19 protein-coding genes and 1 tRNA gene are annotated in these 16,971 nt (G+C 66.4%); 7 read left to right on the forward strand and 13 right to left on the reverse strand.

Going from position 1 to position 16,971, the window contains the following annotated elements:
- Positions 1 to 293: 293 nt before the first annotated feature.
- Positions 294 to 1,520 carry an OpgC family protein gene (locus tag AC1DEZ_RS07850; protein ID WP_476779283.1) on the forward strand — a complete coding sequence of 409 codons (1,227 nt, stop codon included), beginning with the start codon at positions 294 to 296 and terminating at the stop codon, positions 1,518 to 1,520.
- Positions 1,521 to 1,543: 23 nt separating this feature from the next.
- The gene (locus AC1DEZ_RS07855; RefSeq protein ID WP_441512916.1) at positions 1,544 to 2,269 is read left to right on the forward strand and encodes an SGNH/GDSL hydrolase family protein; all 726 of its coding nucleotides are present in this window, start codon (positions 1,544 to 1,546) and stop codon (positions 2,267 to 2,269) included.
- A gap of 17 nt (positions 2,270 to 2,286) precedes the next feature.
- Here AC1DEZ_RS07855 and AC1DEZ_RS07860 read toward each other — a convergent pair whose 3' ends face one another.
- Positions 2,287 to 3,201 (reverse strand): hypothetical protein, encoded by a 915-nt coding sequence (locus tag AC1DEZ_RS07860; RefSeq protein WP_476779284.1) that lies wholly within the window; start codon positions 3,199 to 3,201, stop codon positions 2,287 to 2,289.
- 103 nt (positions 3,202 to 3,304) lie between these two features.
- Here AC1DEZ_RS07860 and AC1DEZ_RS07865 point away from each other — a divergent pair, with 103 nt between their 5' ends.
- Both AC1DEZ_RS07865 and AC1DEZ_RS07870 read left to right on the forward strand, forming a co-directional pair.
- Positions 3,305 to 3,874 carry a nitroreductase family protein gene (locus AC1DEZ_RS07865; protein WP_476779285.1) on the forward strand — a complete coding sequence of 190 codons (570 nt, stop codon included), beginning with the start codon at positions 3,305 to 3,307 and terminating at the stop codon, positions 3,872 to 3,874.
- A gap of 1 nt (position 3,875) precedes the next feature.
- The gene (locus AC1DEZ_RS07870; protein WP_476779286.1) at positions 3,876 to 4,484 is read left to right on the forward strand and encodes a flavin reductase family protein; all 609 of its coding nucleotides are present in this window, start codon (positions 3,876 to 3,878) and stop codon (positions 4,482 to 4,484) included.
- An 8-nt stretch (positions 4,485 to 4,492) separates the two neighbouring features.
- Here the strand turns inward: AC1DEZ_RS07870 and AC1DEZ_RS07875 are convergent, their stop codons facing one another.
- The 3 genes from AC1DEZ_RS07875 to AC1DEZ_RS07885 are packed head-to-tail and all read right to left on the reverse strand — an operon-like array spanning position 4,493 to position 6,144.
- Positions 4,493 to 4,708, reverse strand: a complete 216-nt coding sequence (locus tag AC1DEZ_RS07875) for a heavy-metal-associated domain-containing protein (RefSeq protein WP_476779287.1) — start codon at positions 4,706 to 4,708, stop codon at positions 4,493 to 4,495.
- 19 nt (positions 4,709 to 4,727) lie between these two features.
- Positions 4,728 to 5,606: an HpcH/HpaI aldolase/citrate lyase family protein gene (locus AC1DEZ_RS07880; protein WP_476779288.1), complete on the reverse strand. Its 879-nt coding sequence runs from the start codon at positions 5,604 to 5,606 to the stop codon at positions 4,728 to 4,730.
- 4 nt (positions 5,607 to 5,610) lie between these two features.
- Entirely contained in the window at positions 5,611 to 6,144 is a 534-nt protein-coding gene (locus AC1DEZ_RS07885; RefSeq protein WP_476779361.1) for a MaoC family dehydratase, read from the reverse strand.
- A 249-nt stretch (positions 6,145 to 6,393) separates the two neighbouring features.
- On the opposite strand from AC1DEZ_RS07885, the gene AC1DEZ_RS07890 reads away from it, so the two are divergent.
- Entirely contained in the window at positions 6,394 to 7,458 is a 1,065-nt protein-coding gene (locus AC1DEZ_RS07890) for a lytic transglycosylase domain-containing protein (RefSeq protein WP_476779289.1), read from the forward strand.
- Positions 7,455 to 8,669 (forward strand): DUF2336 domain-containing protein, encoded by a 1,215-nt coding sequence (locus AC1DEZ_RS07895; protein WP_476779290.1) that lies wholly within the window; start codon positions 7,455 to 7,457, stop codon positions 8,667 to 8,669. The genes AC1DEZ_RS07890 and AC1DEZ_RS07895 overlap by 4 nt, the downstream gene beginning before the upstream one ends.
- Positions 8,670 to 8,682: 13 nt before the next feature.
- Here AC1DEZ_RS07895 and AC1DEZ_RS07900 read toward each other — a convergent pair whose 3' ends face one another.
- The 8 genes from AC1DEZ_RS07900 to AC1DEZ_RS07935 all read right to left on the reverse strand — a co-directional run bounded on the left by AC1DEZ_RS07900 (position 8,683) and on the right by AC1DEZ_RS07935 (position 15,165).
- Positions 8,683 to 9,456, reverse strand: coding sequence for an NAD kinase (locus AC1DEZ_RS07900; protein ID WP_476779291.1), 774 nt, complete (start codon positions 9,454 to 9,456; stop codon positions 8,683 to 8,685).
- Positions 9,457 to 9,606: 150 nt separating this feature from the next.
- Complete coding sequence (locus AC1DEZ_RS07905; protein WP_476779292.1) at positions 9,607 to 10,476, reverse strand: MBL fold metallo-hydrolase; 870 nt, start codon at positions 10,474 to 10,476, stop codon at positions 9,607 to 9,609.
- A gap of 188 nt (positions 10,477 to 10,664) precedes the next feature.
- Positions 10,665 to 11,132 (reverse strand): hypothetical protein, encoded by a 468-nt coding sequence (locus AC1DEZ_RS07910; RefSeq protein ID WP_476779293.1) that lies wholly within the window; start codon positions 11,130 to 11,132, stop codon positions 10,665 to 10,667.
- Between the two features lie 136 nt (positions 11,133 to 11,268).
- Positions 11,269 to 11,781 carry a hypothetical protein gene (locus AC1DEZ_RS07915; RefSeq protein WP_476779294.1) on the reverse strand — a complete coding sequence of 171 codons (513 nt, stop codon included), beginning with the start codon at positions 11,779 to 11,781 and terminating at the stop codon, positions 11,269 to 11,271.
- Positions 11,782 to 11,881: 100 nt separating this feature from the next.
- The gene (locus tag AC1DEZ_RS07920; RefSeq protein ID WP_441512903.1) at positions 11,882 to 12,169 is read right to left on the reverse strand and encodes a hypothetical protein; all 288 of its coding nucleotides are present in this window, start codon (positions 12,167 to 12,169) and stop codon (positions 11,882 to 11,884) included.
- 480 nt (positions 12,170 to 12,649) lie between these two features.
- Positions 12,650 to 12,724: transfer RNA gene (locus tag AC1DEZ_RS07925), tRNA-Thr, on the reverse strand.
- 297 nt (positions 12,725 to 13,021) lie between these two features.
- Positions 13,022 to 13,315, reverse strand: coding sequence for a GYD domain-containing protein (locus AC1DEZ_RS07930; RefSeq protein WP_441512902.1), 294 nt, complete (start codon positions 13,313 to 13,315; stop codon positions 13,022 to 13,024).
- 239 nt (positions 13,316 to 13,554) lie between these two features.
- A complete protein-coding gene (locus AC1DEZ_RS07935) occupies positions 13,555 to 15,165 on the reverse strand; it encodes an MFS transporter (protein WP_441512901.1) in 1,611 nt (536 codons plus the stop codon).
- 366 nt (positions 15,166 to 15,531) lie between these two features.
- Here AC1DEZ_RS07935 and AC1DEZ_RS07940 point away from each other — a divergent pair, with 366 nt between their 5' ends.
- The gene (locus tag AC1DEZ_RS07940) at positions 15,532 to 16,053 is read left to right on the forward strand and encodes a hypothetical protein (RefSeq protein ID WP_476779295.1); all 522 of its coding nucleotides are present in this window, start codon (positions 15,532 to 15,534) and stop codon (positions 16,051 to 16,053) included.
- A 55-nt stretch (positions 16,054 to 16,108) separates the two neighbouring features.
- Here AC1DEZ_RS07940 and rlmB read toward each other — a convergent pair whose 3' ends face one another.
- Positions 16,109 to 16,909 carry a 23S rRNA (guanosine(2251)-2'-O)-methyltransferase RlmB gene (gene rlmB, locus AC1DEZ_RS07945; protein ID WP_476779296.1) on the reverse strand — a complete coding sequence of 267 codons (801 nt, stop codon included), beginning with the start codon at positions 16,907 to 16,909 and terminating at the stop codon, positions 16,109 to 16,111.
- Positions 16,910 to 16,971: the final 62 nt, after the last annotated feature.

Raw genomic sequence — 16,971 nt, forward strand, 5'->3', positions numbered from 1 at the left:
GCGGTTGTGGCCGATTCAAATGACGGTCTGAAAGAGCCGGCGAACGAGCGGATCACGTTGCCGTGTCGTCGAACGCATGTATGCCGCTCGTCTCACCTCCGCCGCAAAGCGGCAGAAAGGTCGCCACACGCGCTTGTGACAACGCGCCGCGTGACGCGACTCCTCTTCAGTTATATGAACGCCAGATGAACAGACTCGACAGGGAATGTTCATGTGAATGCCCGCCCGCGGGGAACCGCGACCAGTTACCCGCGTTCCGCCCGAGCCTCTCCTCGCTGCTGAAGGACAGCCCCGTGTCGTCCATCCCCTCCTTCAGTCGCTTCCTGCTTCTCGGCCAGCCGGCTGACGGCATGGCGCGCCCTGCCGGCGGGAGGGATGCGCGGATCGACGTGGTGCGCGGACTGGCGCTGCTGATCATCTTCATCAACCACATGCCGGGAAACGTGGTGTCGGCCTATATGCCGCACAGCTACGGCTTCTCCGACGCCGCCGACATCTTCGTCCTGCTGGCCGGCGTCTCGGCGGCCCTGGCCTATGGCGGGGTGATCGAGAAGCGCGGCCTCTCCCTCGCAGCGCTCAAGCTCGGCGGGCGAATCTGGACGCTCTACATCGCGCATATCGCGGTGTTCGTGCTCGTCTGCGGGGTCGTCGCCACCGCGGTCACGCAGACGCAGAACCCGCTCTATATCGAGACGATCAATATCCAGCCCTTCTTCCGCGATACGGGCGAGGCGCTGATCGGCGCGCTGACCTTGACCTATCAGCCTTCCTATCTCGACATCCTGCCGCTCTACATCGTGCTGCTCGCCCTGTTCCCGGCGATCTACTATGCGGTGCGGATCAGCCCGCTGCTGACGCTCGCCATCTCGCTGGCGATCTGGCAGGCCGCGGTCGCCTTAGAGCTCAACCTGCCGAACGGCGGTGCCGGCGTCTGGTTCTTCAACCCCTTCGCCTGGCAGGTCGTCTTCACGGTGGGGATCATCATCGGCCGGGCGGCGCAGCTCGGCGTCGCCGCGCCGCGGTTGCTGTGGCTGGACGTGGCCGCCGTCGCGTTTCTCGTCTTCGCCTGGGCGGTGAAGATATCGACCGGCAACCCGACGGGCATCGGCGCGTTGAATGATTGGTTCGATTCCGTCCAGCTTGGCTCCGACAAGACCAATCTGGCCTGGACGCGGCTGATGCATATCGGGGCGCTGGCCTGGCTGGCGATCCGGTGGCTGCCTTGCGGTGCGGCGATGGCGAAGCCCGCGCTCGGCCGCGCGCTGGCTTCGGCGGGGCAGAATTCGCTGCATGTGTTCTGCGTCGGGATCGTGCTCTCGATCATCGGCCAGATCGTTCTGGCGGAAACATCCTTCGCACTCAGCGTTCAGTTGCTGATTTGCACTGCGGGCATTAGTATTTTGACAGGGTTAGGGATTTTCCTGTCGTGGTACCACTCGGTCACGAAACGCGGCGCAAGCGCCGAACCTGTCCCGGCCCGTGGCGCGCAGGCGCCGCGGCCCTCCTTGTCTTCGCCCTGAATTCGTCCTCCTTTGCGGCGCCGATGCCGGTGCCAGCCGACACGCGTTGCCGTGCGGATGCGACCAAGGCTGCCTTCCAGCCGACTCTGCCAGCCGCGCGCAAGGCCCTGCAGGAAACCGGCAAGCTGACGATCGTGGCGCTCGGCTCATCCGCTACCGCCGGTTCCGGAGCCAGCGCCGAGGACAAGAGCTATCCGTCGGTGCTCCAGACCGAGCTCAGACGCCGCCTGCCCGGTGCCGAGGTCAATGTCGTCAACAAGGGCGTCGGCGGCCAGTCGGCCTATGACATGCTGCTGCGCATGCAGGCGGATGTCATCGACGAGAAGCCCGCGATCGTGATCTGGCAGACCGTCATCAACGATGCGATCCGCGATATCGGCGAGGAGAAGCTCGCCAAGATCCTGAACAAGGGCATCGGCAAGGCGCGCGCCGCCGGGATCGACATGGTGCTGATGGATCTGCCCTGGCTGCCGCGCGAGGGGCGCTATCCGCATTACGACGATTATCGCGCCGTCCTGATGAGGACGGCCCAGGAGCAGGGCATCTCGCTCTTCCCGCGCTACGCGTTGATGAAGGGCTGGTCGAATTCGCGCCAATTCACGCCGGAGGAGCTAGTCGGCATGGACGGGTTGCATCTGGTCGATGCCGGCTATCGCTGCCTGGGCCTGCGCCTCGCCGACGGGATCGTCTCCGGCATCGGCAATGTCCGGATCGAGACGGCAGGCCGCGAGACGAAGCCGGTGAACTGAGCACCGTTGGGGGGCGACTATTTCGCGAGAACCTCGATATCGCGGTCGGAGCCCGACTCGACCTTGAAGTCGCGCGAATAGACCTGCCCCTCCTGCCGGGCGATCAGGACATAGTCGCCCTCGGCCAGGATAACCTGCGGGAACGCGCCGATCGCCTCGCGGATGACGTCGCCGCCCGGCGTCAGCACGCTGAAAGCGGTGCCGGCGAAGGCCTCGCCTCCGGCGCTGGCGACGAGCTTCAGGGTGACCTTGGCGGCGCGGTGATGCAGCGTCGCTTCGGTGACCTTGCCGGTCTCGACCTTCACGTCGGCGCGCTGGATGGCGTTGGAATCGCCGTAGGTGGAGACGACGTGATAGGTGCCCTCCGGCAGGCGGATGATCTCGCCGGCCTTGGCGCCGCTGGTGATGAGCCGCCCTTCCGAGTTTCCCTGCAAGGGTACGAAGACGGAGAAGGTGAGCTGCCCGGCCGGAATCGGCGCATCGCCGATCGAGCCCGCAAGCGAGAGCGCGCCGGCGCTGATCTGCACCTGATCGCGCAGCCCCTGCGCACCCAGGCTGACGCGTTTTGTGCCGCTGGCGAAGCCATAGGCGGCGTGGATGATGTAGTTGCCGGGCGGCAGCGAGAAGCTGGGCTCGGACTCGGAGGAGCGCGCAATGATTTTCGGAGCCGACCCGTCCACGGTTTCGCCGAGGATGCGCCAGTTCAGCCCGGACTTGATCGGCCTGCGATCGTTTGCGAACTGCGCGGAGACGCTGAGCCTGGCCTGCGCGCTCGGAGCGCCGGGGGCCGCGGGAGCCTGGGCGTCCGCACCGGGGCCGGTGTCGGGCGTCGTGGCCTGGGCCGAGGCCGAAGCCGGCGAGAGGAGGACGGCCACGGCGAAGACGACGCCGGCGAGGCGGCGGCCAGCTTCAAAACCATCCAATTCAAACATGATTTCCGTCCTTGGCGCCCCTGCGGCCATGTATGAGCAGGCACGCTTGTCCTCATCATGGCGAAGGAATAGGTCAATTCCATCGCCACCATCCGGATGTTTCATGACCGATACGCTCTCTCTGCTCAAGCTGCGTCGCTCTGTGCCGCCGCAGTTCCTCTCCGCTCCGGGGCCGCAGGGCGCCGAGCTCGACGAATTGCTCGCGATCGCTGCGCGCGTGCCGGATCACGGCAAGCTGACGCCCTGGCGCTTCATCATCTTCGCCGGCGCGGCGCGCGAGGAGGCGGCCGAGCAGGTCGCGCGGATCTATCGTGAGAAGAATCCGCTAGCGAGCGACGATCAGGTCGCGTTCGAGCGCAAGCGGCTGCTGCATGCACCCGTCATCGTGGCGGTGGTCTCGCGGGCGCGCGCACATGTCAAAATCCCGCTCTGGGAGCAGGAGCTTTCGGCAGGCGCCGTCTGCATGAACATGCTCGTGGCCGCCTATGCCATGGGCTATGCCGGCTCCTGGCTGACGAACTGGTTCTCCTTCGACCGCGAGGTGATGACCGCGTTCGGGCTCGCCGAAGACGAGCGGATGGCCGGCTTCATCCATCTCGGCACGCCGACCGCACCGATCACCGATCGAGACCGCCCGGTGATGGCTGACATCGTCAGCTATTACGGAGCCTGACGTGACTTATTATTCCGCGACGAAGGACGATCTCGGCCTCGCTTACGACCCGTTCAAGGCGATCGTGGCGCCGAGGCCGATCGGCTGGATCACGGCGCTGAGCGCGAAGGGCGAGGTCAATCTCTCGCCCTACAGTTTCTTCAACGCCATCTCGTCGCGGCCGAACATCGTGATGTTCTCTTCGGAGGCCAAAAAGGATGCGGTCTCCTTCATCGAGGAGACCGGTGAGTTCACCTGCTCACTGGTGACGAAGGCCTTGGCCCACCCGATGAACCTGACCTCGGCGCCGCTGCCGCGCGGCGAAAGCGAGTATGTTCATGCCGGGCTCGAGATGGCGCCGTCGCGCTTCGTCAAGCCGCCGCGCGTGGCAGGCACGCCGGCTGCGCTCGAATGCAAGATGCTGTCGATCCAGCAGCTTCATGATCTCGACGGCAACGCCGTGCCGCGCTGGATGGTGCTGGGGCAGGTCGTCGGCACCTTCATCGACGATGCCTTCGTCAAGGACGGGCGCTTCGACACGGCCGGCGCCAATCCGATCGCGCGCTGCGGTTATGCCGATTATGCCGAGGTGACGAGCCTGTTCTCGATCCAGCGGCCGGCGGGCGGATGAGCGAAGCCTCAGCCCTCGGCCAGCGGCCCCTGGGCGCGATAGTCGCCGAGTTGGGCGAGGGCGCGATTGATCGCCTCGGCGTCGAGGGTGACGCCATCCGGCAAGGTCAGTTGCGGCGGGTCGAACGTCACTTTCGCGCCTGGAGCGAGAGCCGTGGCCGCCTCCTGGACGCGCGAAGCGCAGCCGCCGCAATGCATGCCTGAAATCGCAAAAACCTGAGTCATCCGAATCGCCTCCGGTCGATCATTCAGCCAGTTTCTGAGCGCGTGCGAGAAGCCGTTGCGCCCTGATCAGATGGGGACGATCGAGCATTTCGCCATCGAGGCCGATGACGCCGGCCCCCGGATTGGCCGCGAACAGCGCGACGATCTGCTCCGCCTTGGCGAGAGCGGCGGGCGAGGGTGAAAAGATCTCGTTGATCGGCGCGACCTGGGCGGGGTGGATCGCCATCTTGCCGGTGAAGCCGTCGCGCCGCGCCGCGAGGCATTCGGCGCGGAAGGCGGCCTCGTCGCGGAAATTGGTAAAGACGGTGTCGATCGCCTCGACCTGCGCAGCCGTCGCCCCGAACAGGGTCAGCGAGCGGGCAAGGCGATACGGATCGGTGTAAGCGCCATCCTCCAGCCGATTGGTCTCCGCGCCGAGATCGGCCGACAGGTCCTCGGCTCCCCAGGTCAGGGCCATAAGCCGGTGCGAGGAGCGGCTATAGCTGCCGAGCCCGAAGATGCCCTTGGCGCTCTCGGTGGCGATGGGCACAATCCGCGTGGTGCCGTCGGGCAGGTCGGTCTCCGCCTCGCGCACGGCGATCTTGGCGGCGAGATGGCCTACATCGGCGCCGCCTTCGGATTTCGGCAGCATGATCGCGTCCGGCGCACCGGGCATGACGGCGTCGAGATCGGCATCGCTCATGCCGGTCGCAAGACCGTTGATCCGCACGATCAGCAGCGGGCGCGCCGGCAACGGGCGGGTGGCATCCAGGAAGGCACGGGTGATCTCGCGCGCCTGTGGCTTGGCATCGAGTGCGACGGAATCCTCCAGGTCGAGGATCAGCGCGTCGGCGCCGCTATCCAGGCCCTTCTGCTGCTTCTTCGGGCTGTCGCCCGGCACGAACAGGAGCGAGCGCATGCCGTCAGACCGCGATCGTGGCCGGGGCGGGGCGCTTGCGCATGAAGGCCTGGCGCCGGCACTGGGCGACGAGCGTGCCGTCCTGCTTGTACGCCTTGTGCAGGAAGTCGACGATGCCGGCATCGGGCCGCGAGCGCGACTCGCGCTTGGCGACGATCTCTGTGGTGCAGTTCACGGTGTCGCCCTCGAAGAGCGGGGCGGGGAAGACGACGTCGGTCATGCCGAGGTTGCCGATGGTGGTGCCGACGGTGGTGTCGTTGACGGAAATGCCGATCATCAGCCCGAGCGTGAAGAGCGAATTCATCAGCGGCTTGCCCCATTCCGTCTCGGTCGCGCAGAAATGTGCATCGATATGAAGCGGTTGCGGGTTGAGCGTCATGTTGGAGAACAACATGTTGTCCATCTGTGTGACGGTTCGGGTCAGGCCGTGCTCGATCACTGCACCGACCTGAAAATCCTCGAAATAGATACCGCCGCGCTTGTGACGCACCACATCCGTCATCGACGCCTCCGCCTTCGCATCGCCCGCCGGCCAGATTGCCAGGCGTCCTATCGGGCGCGGGCCAATCCATCTCCTTGTTTGGCATCGGATCCAAAACTGGGGCCCAGTTTTCGGTCCGGTGCCATAGCCGGCACGAGAAGTCGTAGAATGCCATCCGCCGGGAGGGAAGCGGAAAGCGCAGCGTTAAGCTTCGGGGAGGGGCCTTAACGGTTCGCTTACCATAATGAAGCATTGTTTTGATTGCGCTTTCCGCAGTGCGTGGAAGCCGCATGCCGAAGGCTCGAGATGTTCCTGTTCACCACGCCGCAGACCCGCGACGCGCAGCCAGCCAATCCGGTCGTCAGCGCCATCCGTCAAGGCGCGGAGCGCACAGGTGCGGGCTTCGACTATCTGCTCAAGACGGCGCAGCGCGAATCTTCGCTGGAGCCGGACGCCAAGGCCAAGACGTCGAGCGCGACCGGGCTTTTCCAGTTCATCGAGCAGACCTGGCTGTCCATGGTGAAGCAGGAGGGGCCGAAGCAGGGCCTCTCGCAATATGCCGATGCGATCTCCGAGAGCGGCGGGCGCCTGACGGTCGCCGACCCTTCCGCGCGCGAGAAGATCCTGCAATTGCGCAATGATCCGCAGGTTGCCGCGCTGATGGCCGGCGCGCTGACGCAGAAGAATCGCGACCAGCTTGCCGGCGCCCTCGGGAGGCAGCCGCAGGCCGGCGAGCTCTATATGGCGCATGTGCTCGGTGCGCGCGGCGCTTCCGACCTGATCAAGGCGGCGGCCAGCGATCCCAACCGTGTCGCGGCGCGCGACTTTCCGGAGGCCGCAGCGGCCAACCGGTCGATCTTCTACGACAAGGCGGGCCAGGCCCGCAGCGTCCAGGAGGTCTATGGCGTGCTGGCGGCGAGCCATGCCAGCACCCAGGTCGCGGCCAATGTCACGCAGAACGCGCAGGCAGGGCAGGGCGATATTCCGCAGGCCGAGATCGCCGTCGGCTTGCGCGAGGGCCGCGCGAAGGGGCTCGTCGGCCTGTTCTCCACCAATGGTTCGCGCGATCCTGTCTCGAAGGCCGTCGCCAATCTCTGGACGACGCCGAGCCGGGGCGGCACGCGCGTGGCTTCGCTCGATGGCGGGGAGCGCTATTTCCCCCGCCCCGGTGCGACGTCGGCGTCGGATGCGAGCGCCTCGACCGGTAGCGCTGCGGCTGTCGATCCCGGCAAGATGGTCAACGCGCCGTTGCCGCCGTCGCGGCCGAGCGACCTGTCCCCGACCACGGCTGCGGTATCGCAGACGGTGGGGAAAGCGCGTCGTGGCCCGCTCGACCTGTCGTCCTTCATGATCCAGCGGGGGGGAGCATGATCGTTCGCCGTTTCCTGCTCTGGGCCCGGACCGCACCGGCCGAAGCGCGCGCTTCGGGCGCCGCCGCGCTAGCGGGCGCTTTTCTCCGCTCCGGCATGTCGGATGATGACCGCCGCGAGGCTGAAACGGCGTTGATCGCGCTGATCGACGATCCCTCGCCGCTGGTTCGACGGGCGATCGCCGAGGAAATGGCGCCCTCGATGCGTACGCCGCGCAACCTCGCGCTCGGCCTGATCGCCGATCAGAGCGATGTGGCGGCGCTGGTCTTGGCGCATTCGCCGGTGCTGACCGAGGCCGATCTGGTCGATGCGGCGGCGGTCGGCGACACGCTGGCACAGCGCGCCATTGCGGGGCGTCGCTGCCTGCCGGTCAGTGTCTGCGCGGCGTTGGCGGAGGTCGGTTGCGAAGAGGCGCTGATCACGCTTGCGGGCAATCGGACCGCGGAAATTCCCGACTTCTCGTTCGAACGCATGCTCGAGCGCTGCGGCGACAGCGGTGCGCTGCGCGAGGCGCTCCTGGAGCGGGGGGACCTGCCCGCTGGACTACGTCAGGTCATCGCTGCACGGGTGTCGGATACGCTTGCAAGCTTCGTCACCGGTTGCGGTTGGCTGACCGCCGAGCGCAGCGCCCGCCTCGCCCGCGAGGCCACCGAGCGCGTCGCCGTGGCGCTGGCGGCGGGAGGCGAGGCGACGGATGCACCGGCAATCGTCGAGGTCTTGCGCGCGACCGGGCGGCTGACGCCCGGCCTGATGCTACGTTCCCTCCTGAGCGGCGAGCCGGCGTTGGCGGAGGCCGCCTTCGTGTCGCTTTCCGATTTGCCGGCCGCACGGGTCGCGGCCTTGCTGCGGGACAGGCGTGGTGCCGGACTCAAGGCGCTGTGCCGCAAGGCCGGACTGCCGGCCGCGCTGGAACCGGCCTTCACGGCTGCAATCCTGGCGCTCAATGCCCGCGGCTTCGACGTTGGCGGTGCGCGGCACGGCATCGACCGCGACCTGTTGCGCGACGTCCTGATCGTCTGCGAGGCGATGGAAGGTTCGGAAGCCGACGCGCTCATGGCGCTGCTGCGACGCATGGATGCCGAAGCCGCCCGTGACGAGGCGAAGGCTCTGGCGGATTCATTCGCGGACGATGCGGCGCTTGCCCTGCTGATCGAAGCCGATCCGGCCTTCCTGGTCGAGCTCGAAGCGGCCGATCTCCGCGACGCGGCTTGAGGCCGGGCGCGGGCTAGTACCCGAACTGCTCGCGCAGGATGCGCTCGTCCAGGCTGTGGCCGGGATCATGCATCATGACGAGATCGACCGTGCGGTCGATCTCGATCGAAACGGAGCTGACCTCGTCGATCTGGGTGTGATCCGCAACGGCGCTGACCGGGCGCTTATCGGCTTCCAGCACTTCTATGAAAACTTTGGCATGGTCCGGCAGCAGCGCGCCGCGCCAGCGACGGGGACGAAAGGCCGAGATCGGCGTCAGCGCGAGGAGCGGCGCATCGAGCGGCAGGATCGGCCCGTTGGCCGAGAGATTATATGCCGTGGAGCCGGCAGGCGTCGCGAGCAGCAGCCCGTCGGCGATCAACTCCGACAGCCGCACCTGCCCATCGACCGAAATCCTAAGCTTCGCGGCCTGGTAGGAGCGGCGCAGCAGCGAAACCTCGTTGATGGCCTTGGCCTGCACCGTTGCGCCGTTGCGGTCGATGGCCTGCATCGAGAGCGGGTGCACGATGCTGCGCTGGGCGGCCTCCAGCCGCTTTCGCAGGCCGCGTTCCTTGAACTCGTTCATCAGAAAGCCGACCGAGCCGCGATTCATCCCGTAGATCGGTTTGCCGGTCCCGAGAAAGCGGTGGAGCGTCTGCAGCATCAGCCCGTCGCCGCCGAGCGCGACCACGACATCCGCTTCCGCCGGATTGGCGTCGCCATAGCGCTCGACCAGCCTCTCGAGCGCCGCCTGCGCCTCAGGCGTATCATTGGCGACGAAGGAGATCGCCCCGAATCGGTCGTTCATTGCGTGTCCTGAAGGGGCAGGCCCTGCGGCATCGGCGCAGGCTTAACACGACCGGGGGGCAAGTCGCGAGGCGGGGGGCGACAACAAAGTCGCCGTCATGAAAAGGCCGGGCTGCGCGCCCGGCCTCGATGAGAAGCGGCGAAACGGGGCTCAGATCGCCGGGGTCCACTGGACCGGGACCATCTCGAAGCCATTGCCGTCCTTCGCGATGTGTCCGACGGCCGGAAACGGTGCGTGATAGAAGGCGACCTGCATCCGATCGGCCGAGACCATGTCGAGCAGCTTGCGTCGCGTAGCGGCAGCCTGTGGGCCATCCATGTCGAAGACGGCCGACCAATCGGGGTTGCGCACGAAGAGCGCCGGATGATTGGTCGTGTCCGACATGATCATCAGCTTGCCGTTGCCCGAAGTGAGGGCGAAGACGGTGTGGCCGGGCGTGTGGCCGGGGGCGGCGATCGGGGTCAGCCCCGGCAGGATCTCCTTGCCCGGCTCGAACTGCTTCACGTCCTTGGCTACCGGACTGAAGACGCGTCGGACGCCGGCAAAGGCGCCCTTCATGGCCTCGGGTGCCGCGCTCATCTTGGCGTCGTCCATCCAGAAGGCCCATTCGGCGGCTGGCACCATGACTTCCGCATTCGGGAAGACGGCCGTGCCGTCCTTGAGCCGGAAACCGTTGATGTGATCGCCATGGAAATGGCTGAACACCACGGTCGAGACGTCCTTCGCATCGAAGCCGGCTGCCTTGAAATTCTTCATCCAGGTCCCGGAAGTCGGGGCGCCGGAATTGCCGTTGCCGGTGTCGATCAGCGTGAGCTTGCCGCCACTCTGGATGGCGAGCGTGGTGAAGGTGATGTTCAGCGCGTCCTGCGGCAGGAAGGCCTGCTCCATCGCTTTCTTGACGTCGCCGAGCTCCGCATTGCGAACGAACCCTTCCAGCGGGCGCTGGGCGAAGCCGTCGTTGATCGCGGTCAGCGTGATGTCGCCGACTCTGTAGCGATAGAAACCGGGGGCTTGATTCACGGGAGCTCCTTGCGCTTGGGCCAGACCGAGCCCTGGAAGGTCCAGGGTTGCAGCTGCGACGAGAGCACCTGCACCCGCCATCGCGGTCCGGCGCGAAAATCTTATATCCTGCATGGTGTTCTCCCCTCAGATTGCAGGCAGACTAGCGAGGGGAGGTTACCGTTCAACCGCGACGATGTGCCGATAGGTCAAGTTTCCGTGAGGCGGTTGGTGGGCTGGGTTGCGCAGGCAGCAGCGTCCGCGGCCCCGGTATCCTCTCCGTCCGCAGAATCGCGTCGCGCGAGGGCGCGCAGCATCGCGGCGCAAAGAGCAAGCGACCCCATCATGCCCTGGCCCGAGCAGTCGGCGACGAGGGCCTGGAACGCCGTGGCTTCGTCGCCGACCAGGCATTGCAGGCTCCAGCTCCACCCGGGCGCCTTCTGCCGCAGGAGCGAGACGGCGACGTCGATGTCGGCGCTGACCGCCCCGAGCGTCTTCCAGAAGGAGCCGTGCTGATAGATCCCGCCGGCCGGCGTGCGGCGCGTGGCGAGCCGTGTCGGCTTGCGCCGCACGGTGTATCCGAGCGCCTCGTAGATATCGGCATCGAGTGCCCGGTCGGGCTTGCCGGAGGCCTCGCAGCGTGCGGCCAGTGTCAGAAGATGAGTCCGGTCGTCCATTCCGGGTTCGCATAAGGGGCGTTGGGGGAGACGCCGCCTGATGGCGGCGGCGCGACCGAACATCTATCCCATGAAGGCGCGTGTCGGCCAGCCATCTGTGCATGGGCCGGTCGATCCGAGCTGCCTTCGCCGCGCGTCAGTAGCCGACGACGGTGCCGCGGGCCTGACCGCCGGGCACGCGGCAGGAACAGCCTGTGCCAAGCGGGGCGGGCGCATAGAGCGTGCAGATCCTCACCGGCGTGCTGCATTGGCCGCCGTCCGCGGCAGGTACGATCTCATAGGCCGGGTAGGCGGGGTAGGCAGGGTAACCGTAGGCCGGGTAGGCATAGGCCGGATAGGCCGCCACGGCGCCGAGGGTCGCAGCTGCGGCAAGGCCGGAAGCAACGCCCCAATAGGGATAGCCGCCCCAGCCCCCATAGCGCCGATAGGGATAGTAACCGCCCCGGAAATAGCGCGGGTAGAAGCCGCCGCCATGCCAGCCCCAGCCGCCACGCCAGGCGCCGCCATAGGGCCTCATGCCCATGCCGTAGCCGTGAAACCCGCCCGCACGGAAGCCGCCGCCTCCGAAACGATATTGAGCGGTCGCTGCGAAACCGGAGGCCAGCAGCAACGGCACAACAGATACGGCGAGAAGCAGAGAGCGACGCATGCGAACCTCCCCAGAGAACAGCATTCACCCCGAACTCTGAACGTTGCCCCGCGGCGCAGGTTCCATCGAGATCACCGCGTATGCCAGGGGCGGGATGCGATCAGTCGAACCAGCGCGACTGCGATTTGCAGCGGTAGCCGACAAAGCAGGCTTCCTGATCACGACTGGGCACCCAGGCCGGATCGAGCGATTCGTCGAACTGGCAGAAGCTTCGGTCCCGGACGAAGCGGTCATAGGTGAAGCCGCCTGTGCCCAGTACGATCGCACCATGCACCTGGACATCCCTCTGGCTGGCCGCACAAGGGCGCGTCACGGTGGAGGGGCGCGCCTGAGCCAGCGCGGCGCCTGCGTTCAGCACGAGAACGAGCGTGAGAGCGACGGCCTTCATCGGAGCCTCCCGATCTGTCGAGCCGGACTGACCCGCTTCGTCAGGACGTTCCCGGAGCGGGGCGGATGTCAATCCCGAAGCGGACTTCCTTGAGCCAGCCAAGGCTGCGATGCCATGGCAGCGGCTTGCCTGGATGTATCGCGATCGTATCCGTCTGGCTTGCGGCTGCCGGCACAAGGAAGCGCCGGGGCGCTTACGAGGCTGCAGCGAGTACCAGTAGGGCACCCATGATGTTGATCGTCGTCAGCAACCAGTGAGGCACGACCGCGGCGACGATTACCGGAACTTCGCCGTTCTCGAACATCGCCCCCTCGCGCCACGTTCCAACCCGCCGATTTCAAGAGATTTGTGGAAGCTTCGCAGCCCCCAAACGGGGGCATCTCGACGCGGTTCCGAGCGCGCCCCGGGGGACGTCGGAGCGAGGCGCCGGATCGTATCCAGCGCCTCGCATCAACATCTTGAAATCATTCCGGAATTCATTGGTGCCGGTGGAGAGGATCGAACTCCCGACCTTCGGTTTACAAAACCGCTGCACTACCGCTGTGCTACACCGGCGCTCCTGACTGCGCGGCCAGGATAGCCGCCGACGGAATTTTCGCGTCGGCGGTGCCGTAGCGGTTACCAGCCGATGGCAGCAAGAGCAAGCATCTCCGATGCTACTGTTGCCGTTCCGTCGCGCGGCATGCGTTCGCAATGGCGTGCGGGCCCGTTTCACGAGCGCTTTCCTGGCCTCATCGTCTGGCCGACAGGCCCGCGCATCGGACCAGGAAGCCCAATCCGCCTTTCGGAGAAATCCGATGCACCAACAAAGCGTTAGAGCGCTGCGTAGCGCCGGAAAGGACGCACGAGGATCTAGCTCACCGAGCGGATGATTTCGCGATAGGCGGCCTCGGGAAAGGCCTTGAGGGTCTGGGTGCGGACATTGCCGAGCATGCCCAGTTGCAAGCAGAAGCGGGCTTGGACCGCATCGTCCGGCGCCTCGCAGACGATCACCATGTCGTATTTTCCCATGGTCATGAAAAAGGCCTTGAACTCGCCGCCCATCTCCTTGAGCGCCTTTTTAGCGGCGTCGAGACGACTCGGCGAGGCGTTGACGTGGCGCGCGCCCTGATCGGTCCAATTGGCCAGCATGATGTAGGTCGTCATCGCGCTACTCCCTGAAACGGCCCGGCCTGTTCATCGGAAGTATCGGGCGGCGACCCGATCGTCGCCGCTGGTTGGGATGGCTCATGCCATCTGCCGGACCCTGACGTTAGGATAGCACGGCGAGCGGCGGAACAGCACGGCAAAGCCGCTTTGGGGCAGCGAGAGGAGTCCCGGGCGCGAGCACAGAGAAAAGGCCCCGCCCTTGCGGGCGGAGCCGAGAAGATCGCTTGAAGTGGCGCTTACTTCAGGATGTCGCGGTCCTTGGTTTCCGGCAGGAAGAGCAAGCCGATCACGAAGGTGCCGAGCGCCACGATGATCGGATACCAGAGGCCGGAGAAGATGTTGCCGCTGGCGGCCACGATCGCGAAGGCGGTCGGAGGCAGGAAGCCGCCGAACCAGCCGTTGCCGATGTGATAGGGCAGCGACATGCCGGAGTAGCGGATGCGGGTCGGGAAGAGTTCGACCAGCAGCGCCGCGATCGGGCCGTAGACCATCGTCACGAAGAGGACGAGCACGAACAGGATGCCGACAGCCTTCATGGCGCGGCCGTCGGTCAGCACCTGGCCGATCGAGGGCGTCTTCAGGATGGTCGCGTCACCCACCTTCGGATAGCCGGCGGCCTGGGCGGCGGTGATGAGATCCGCAGCTCCGCTCGGCGCATCCTTGCCGTTGATCGTTGCCTTGAGCGGCGAGCCAGCCGGGCCGGGCACGAGATCGTAGTGGATCGAGTTGGTGGCCAGCGTGCGGCGGACGACGTCGCAGGGCTTGGTGAAGGTGCGCACGCCAACCGGGTCGAACAGCGTACCGCACTCGGCCGGATCGGCGGTGAGGACGAGCTTCACGTTGTCGGTGGCCGCGATCAGCTTCGGGTTGGCCGTGCTGGCGAGCATCGTAAACAGCGGGAAGTAGGTCAGCGCCGCGATCAGGCAGCCGGCGAGCAGGATGGGCTTGCGGCCGATCTTGTCAGAGAGCCAGCCGAACAGGATGAAGAACGGCGTGCCGGCGAGCAGCGAGAGCGCGATCAGCAGGTTGGCGGTGGTGCCGTCGATCTTCAACGTCTGCGTCAGGAAGAAGAGCGCGTAGAACTGGCCGGTGTACCAGACCACCGCCTGGCCGGCGGTGCCGCCGAGCAACGCGATGATGCCGATCTTGGCATTCGCCCAGGTGCCGAAGGCCTCGGAGAGCGGGGCCTTCGAATGGGTGCCTTCTTCCTTCATCTTCACGAAGGCAGGCGATTCGGAGAGCTGGAGGCGGATCCAGATCGAGAAGCCGAGCAGGATGATCGAGAGCAGGAACGGAACGCGCCAGCCCCAGGCGGCGAAGGCTTCCGGCGTCATGCTGAGGCGCAGCCCGAGAATCACGATCAGCGACAGGAACAGGCCGACAGTCGCGGTGGTCTGGATCCACGAGGTATAGAAGCCGCGCCGGCCCATCGGGGCATGCTCGGCGACATAGGTCGCGGCGCCGCCATACTCGCCGCCGAGCGCGAGGCCCTGCAGCAGGCGGCAGGCGATGAAGATCGCGGGGGCGGCGTAACCGATGGTCTGGAAGCCGGGCAACAGGCCGACGAGGAAGGTCGAAATGCCCATCACGGTCATCGTGACGAGGAAGGTGTATTTGCGGCCGATCATGTCGCCGAGGCGGCCGAAGAACAGCGCACCGAAGGGACGGACCGCGAAGCCGGCCGCGAAACCGAACAGCACGAAGATGAACTTCGCCGTGTCGTTGTCGCCGGGCACGAAGGTCTGGGCGATGTTGGCGGCGAGCGAGCCCGCCAGATAGAAGTCATACCACTCGAAGACCGTGCCGGCCGACGAGGCAATGATGACTTTCCGCTCTTCCTTGGTCATCGGCCGAGGGGCAGCCCTCGAATCCGATGTTTGCGATGCCATGCTCATGGCGGTTGTCTCCCCTGGTAAAGCCCGGAAGCCGGGATGTCCCGGCCGGTTCCTTCCGCGCGGCTCGCGCTTCTGATGTGGCGATGACCGCGATGCCGGGTGGCGGACAAATCCCGCCACGCCAGGCTGGATCAGAGATTTGCGCGCGTATTGTCGCAGGGGCAATCGAGCACTTGGTCTTGCACCATTCGTCTTAAGACTATCGACGAGGCGGGCGGGCGACCAACGGCTGTGGAAAAGCTGTGGCTTTCCAGCAGACAAGGCGGCATTATAGTCCTCTTGGGGAGGCCTGACGAGATGCGGTGGAGGAAGCGCGCGATGTCGCGGCTTGCGATCGCCTTGTCATGTGGTTTCTGCGTCGCTGCGTCGCTATCGACGGGCACCTGGGCTGCCGGGCGCGGCGGCGGACACGGGATACCTGTCTCGATAGGCCACGGGCGGGCCATTGTCGGGCATCCCATCCAAGCCGCTCGGGCCTGGCGCGGCGCCGGCCGTGGTGCGCGGGGCTGGCATCATCGCCGCTTTGGCGGGAGTTCGCTGGGTTATGACTGGCCCTGGTACGATGTCGGCGGGCCGACAAGCGGTGTCAGCGTCATCGAGCAGCAAGCCGAGGCGCCGCAGACGATCGATCCCGACGCTTTCGAGAACCTGCCGGTGCGGGCCGGGATCCAGCGCTCGCCCACGCCAGAGCCGACCATCTACCGGCTGGAGGGGCCACGCTCGCGTCCGGTCGCTCGCATCATCCGGATTGGCGGTGCCGACGATGCCCGCGGCGGCGCCCGCAGCCGGTACGCCCATGCCGAGACGGGCGCATTGCTGCTGACGGTGCCGCGCCGCTGATCCGACTTCGCCCGCCCCGGCAAGCCTCGGCTGAGCCGGGGCTTCGGTTTCGTCTCTAGCGGCGGCTCGCGACGTAGAGCGCGATCGCGGTGGCGTTGGAGACGTTGAGGCTGGTGATCGCGCCGGGGACTTCGAGCCGTGCGACGTGATCGCAGAGTTCGCGGGTGCGCTGGCGCAGGCCCTTGCCTTCCGCTCCCATCACCATGATGAGCGGCCGCTTCAGCGCCACGTCGTCGAGCGCGACGTCGCCATCCGAATCGAAGCCGATGCGCTGGAAGCCGCGCTTGCCGAGCGTCTCCAACGCATCGCCGAGATTGCGGACGGAGATCAAAGGCACGTGCTCCAGCGCGCCGGAGGCTGATTTTGCCAGCACGCCGGTGGCCGCCGGTGAATGGCGGATGGTGACGATGACCGCCGCCGCGCCGAAGGCGGCCGCGGAGCGCAGGATGGCGCCGACATTGTGAGGGTCGGTGATCTGGTCGAGCGCCAGCACGACAGCGTCGTCCGGCAGACTGTCGAGTTCGGGCGAGGGCAGGGGATCGCAGACCAGATAAAGGCCCTGATGCACCGAATCAGGCGTGAGGAGCCGATCGATCTCGGAGGGGCGCACGATCTCGGCTTCCAGCGGCAACGTGCCCACCACCTCCTGCAATCGCCTCAGGCCGTTCTCGGTGGCGAGCAGGCGCCGGTGGCGGCGCTGCGGGTTGCGCAGGGCTTCGACCACGGGATGCACGCCGTAGAGCACGGCCTCGTCGATATCGCCGGGCCGATGCGGCGGCGGACCACCGGCGCCGCGGGCGCTGCCGGGTCTGCCGCCTGCGGGCCTGGCTTGTTTCGGACGGAATGGCGGGGCCATCGCATTCTCCAGATTGACCGGAGTGCCGTGCCATGGCGCGAGGCGCTTGGCCAGAGCCAAGC

It is taken from the genome of Allobosea sp. 10L422 (assembly GCF_056395345.1).

Bases quoted from the DNA above. Each gene is read 5' to 3' on its own strand.
- AC1DEZ_RS07855 (WP_441512916.1), top strand. From the start codon at position 1,544: ATGCCGGTGCCAGCCGACACGCGTTGCCGTGCGGATGCGACCAAGGCT.
- AC1DEZ_RS07860 (WP_476779284.1), bottom strand. From the start codon at position 3,201: ATGTTTGAATTGGATGGTTTTGAAGCTGGCCGCCGCCTCGCCGGCGTC.
- AC1DEZ_RS07865 (WP_476779285.1), top strand. From the start codon at position 3,305: ATGACCGATACGCTCTCTCTGCTCAAGCTGCGTCGCTCTGTGCCGCCG.
- AC1DEZ_RS07875 (WP_476779287.1), bottom strand. From the start codon at position 4,708: ATGACTCAGGTTTTTGCGATTTCAGGCATGCATTGCGGCGGCTGCGCT.
- AC1DEZ_RS07880 (WP_476779288.1), bottom strand. From the start codon at position 5,606: ATGCGCTCGCTCCTGTTCGTGCCGGGCGACAGCCCGAAGAAGCAGCAG.
- AC1DEZ_RS07890 (WP_476779289.1), top strand. From the start codon at position 6,394: ATGTTCCTGTTCACCACGCCGCAGACCCGCGACGCGCAGCCAGCCAAT.
- AC1DEZ_RS07895 (WP_476779290.1), top strand. From the start codon at position 7,455: ATGATCGTTCGCCGTTTCCTGCTCTGGGCCCGGACCGCACCGGCCGAA.
- AC1DEZ_RS07900 (WP_476779291.1), bottom strand. From the start codon at position 9,456: ATGAACGACCGATTCGGGGCGATCTCCTTCGTCGCCAATGATACGCCT.
- AC1DEZ_RS07910 (WP_476779293.1), bottom strand. From the start codon at position 11,132: ATGGACGACCGGACTCATCTTCTGACACTGGCCGCACGCTGCGAGGCC.
- AC1DEZ_RS07915 (WP_476779294.1), bottom strand. From the start codon at position 11,781: ATGCGTCGCTCTCTGCTTCTCGCCGTATCTGTTGTGCCGTTGCTGCTG.
- AC1DEZ_RS07920 (WP_441512903.1), bottom strand. From the start codon at position 12,169: ATGAAGGCCGTCGCTCTCACGCTCGTTCTCGTGCTGAACGCAGGCGCC.
- AC1DEZ_RS07930 (WP_441512902.1), bottom strand. From the start codon at position 13,315: ATGACGACCTACATCATGCTGGCCAATTGGACCGATCAGGGCGCGCGC.
- AC1DEZ_RS07935 (WP_441512901.1), bottom strand. From the start codon at position 15,165: ATGACCAAGGAAGAGCGGAAAGTCATCATTGCCTCGTCGGCCGGCACG.
- AC1DEZ_RS07940 (WP_476779295.1), top strand. From the start codon at position 15,532: ATGTCGCGGCTTGCGATCGCCTTGTCATGTGGTTTCTGCGTCGCTGCG.
- rlmB (WP_476779296.1), bottom strand. From the start codon at position 16,909: ATGGCCCCGCCATTCCGTCCGAAACAAGCCAGGCCCGCAGGCGGCAGA.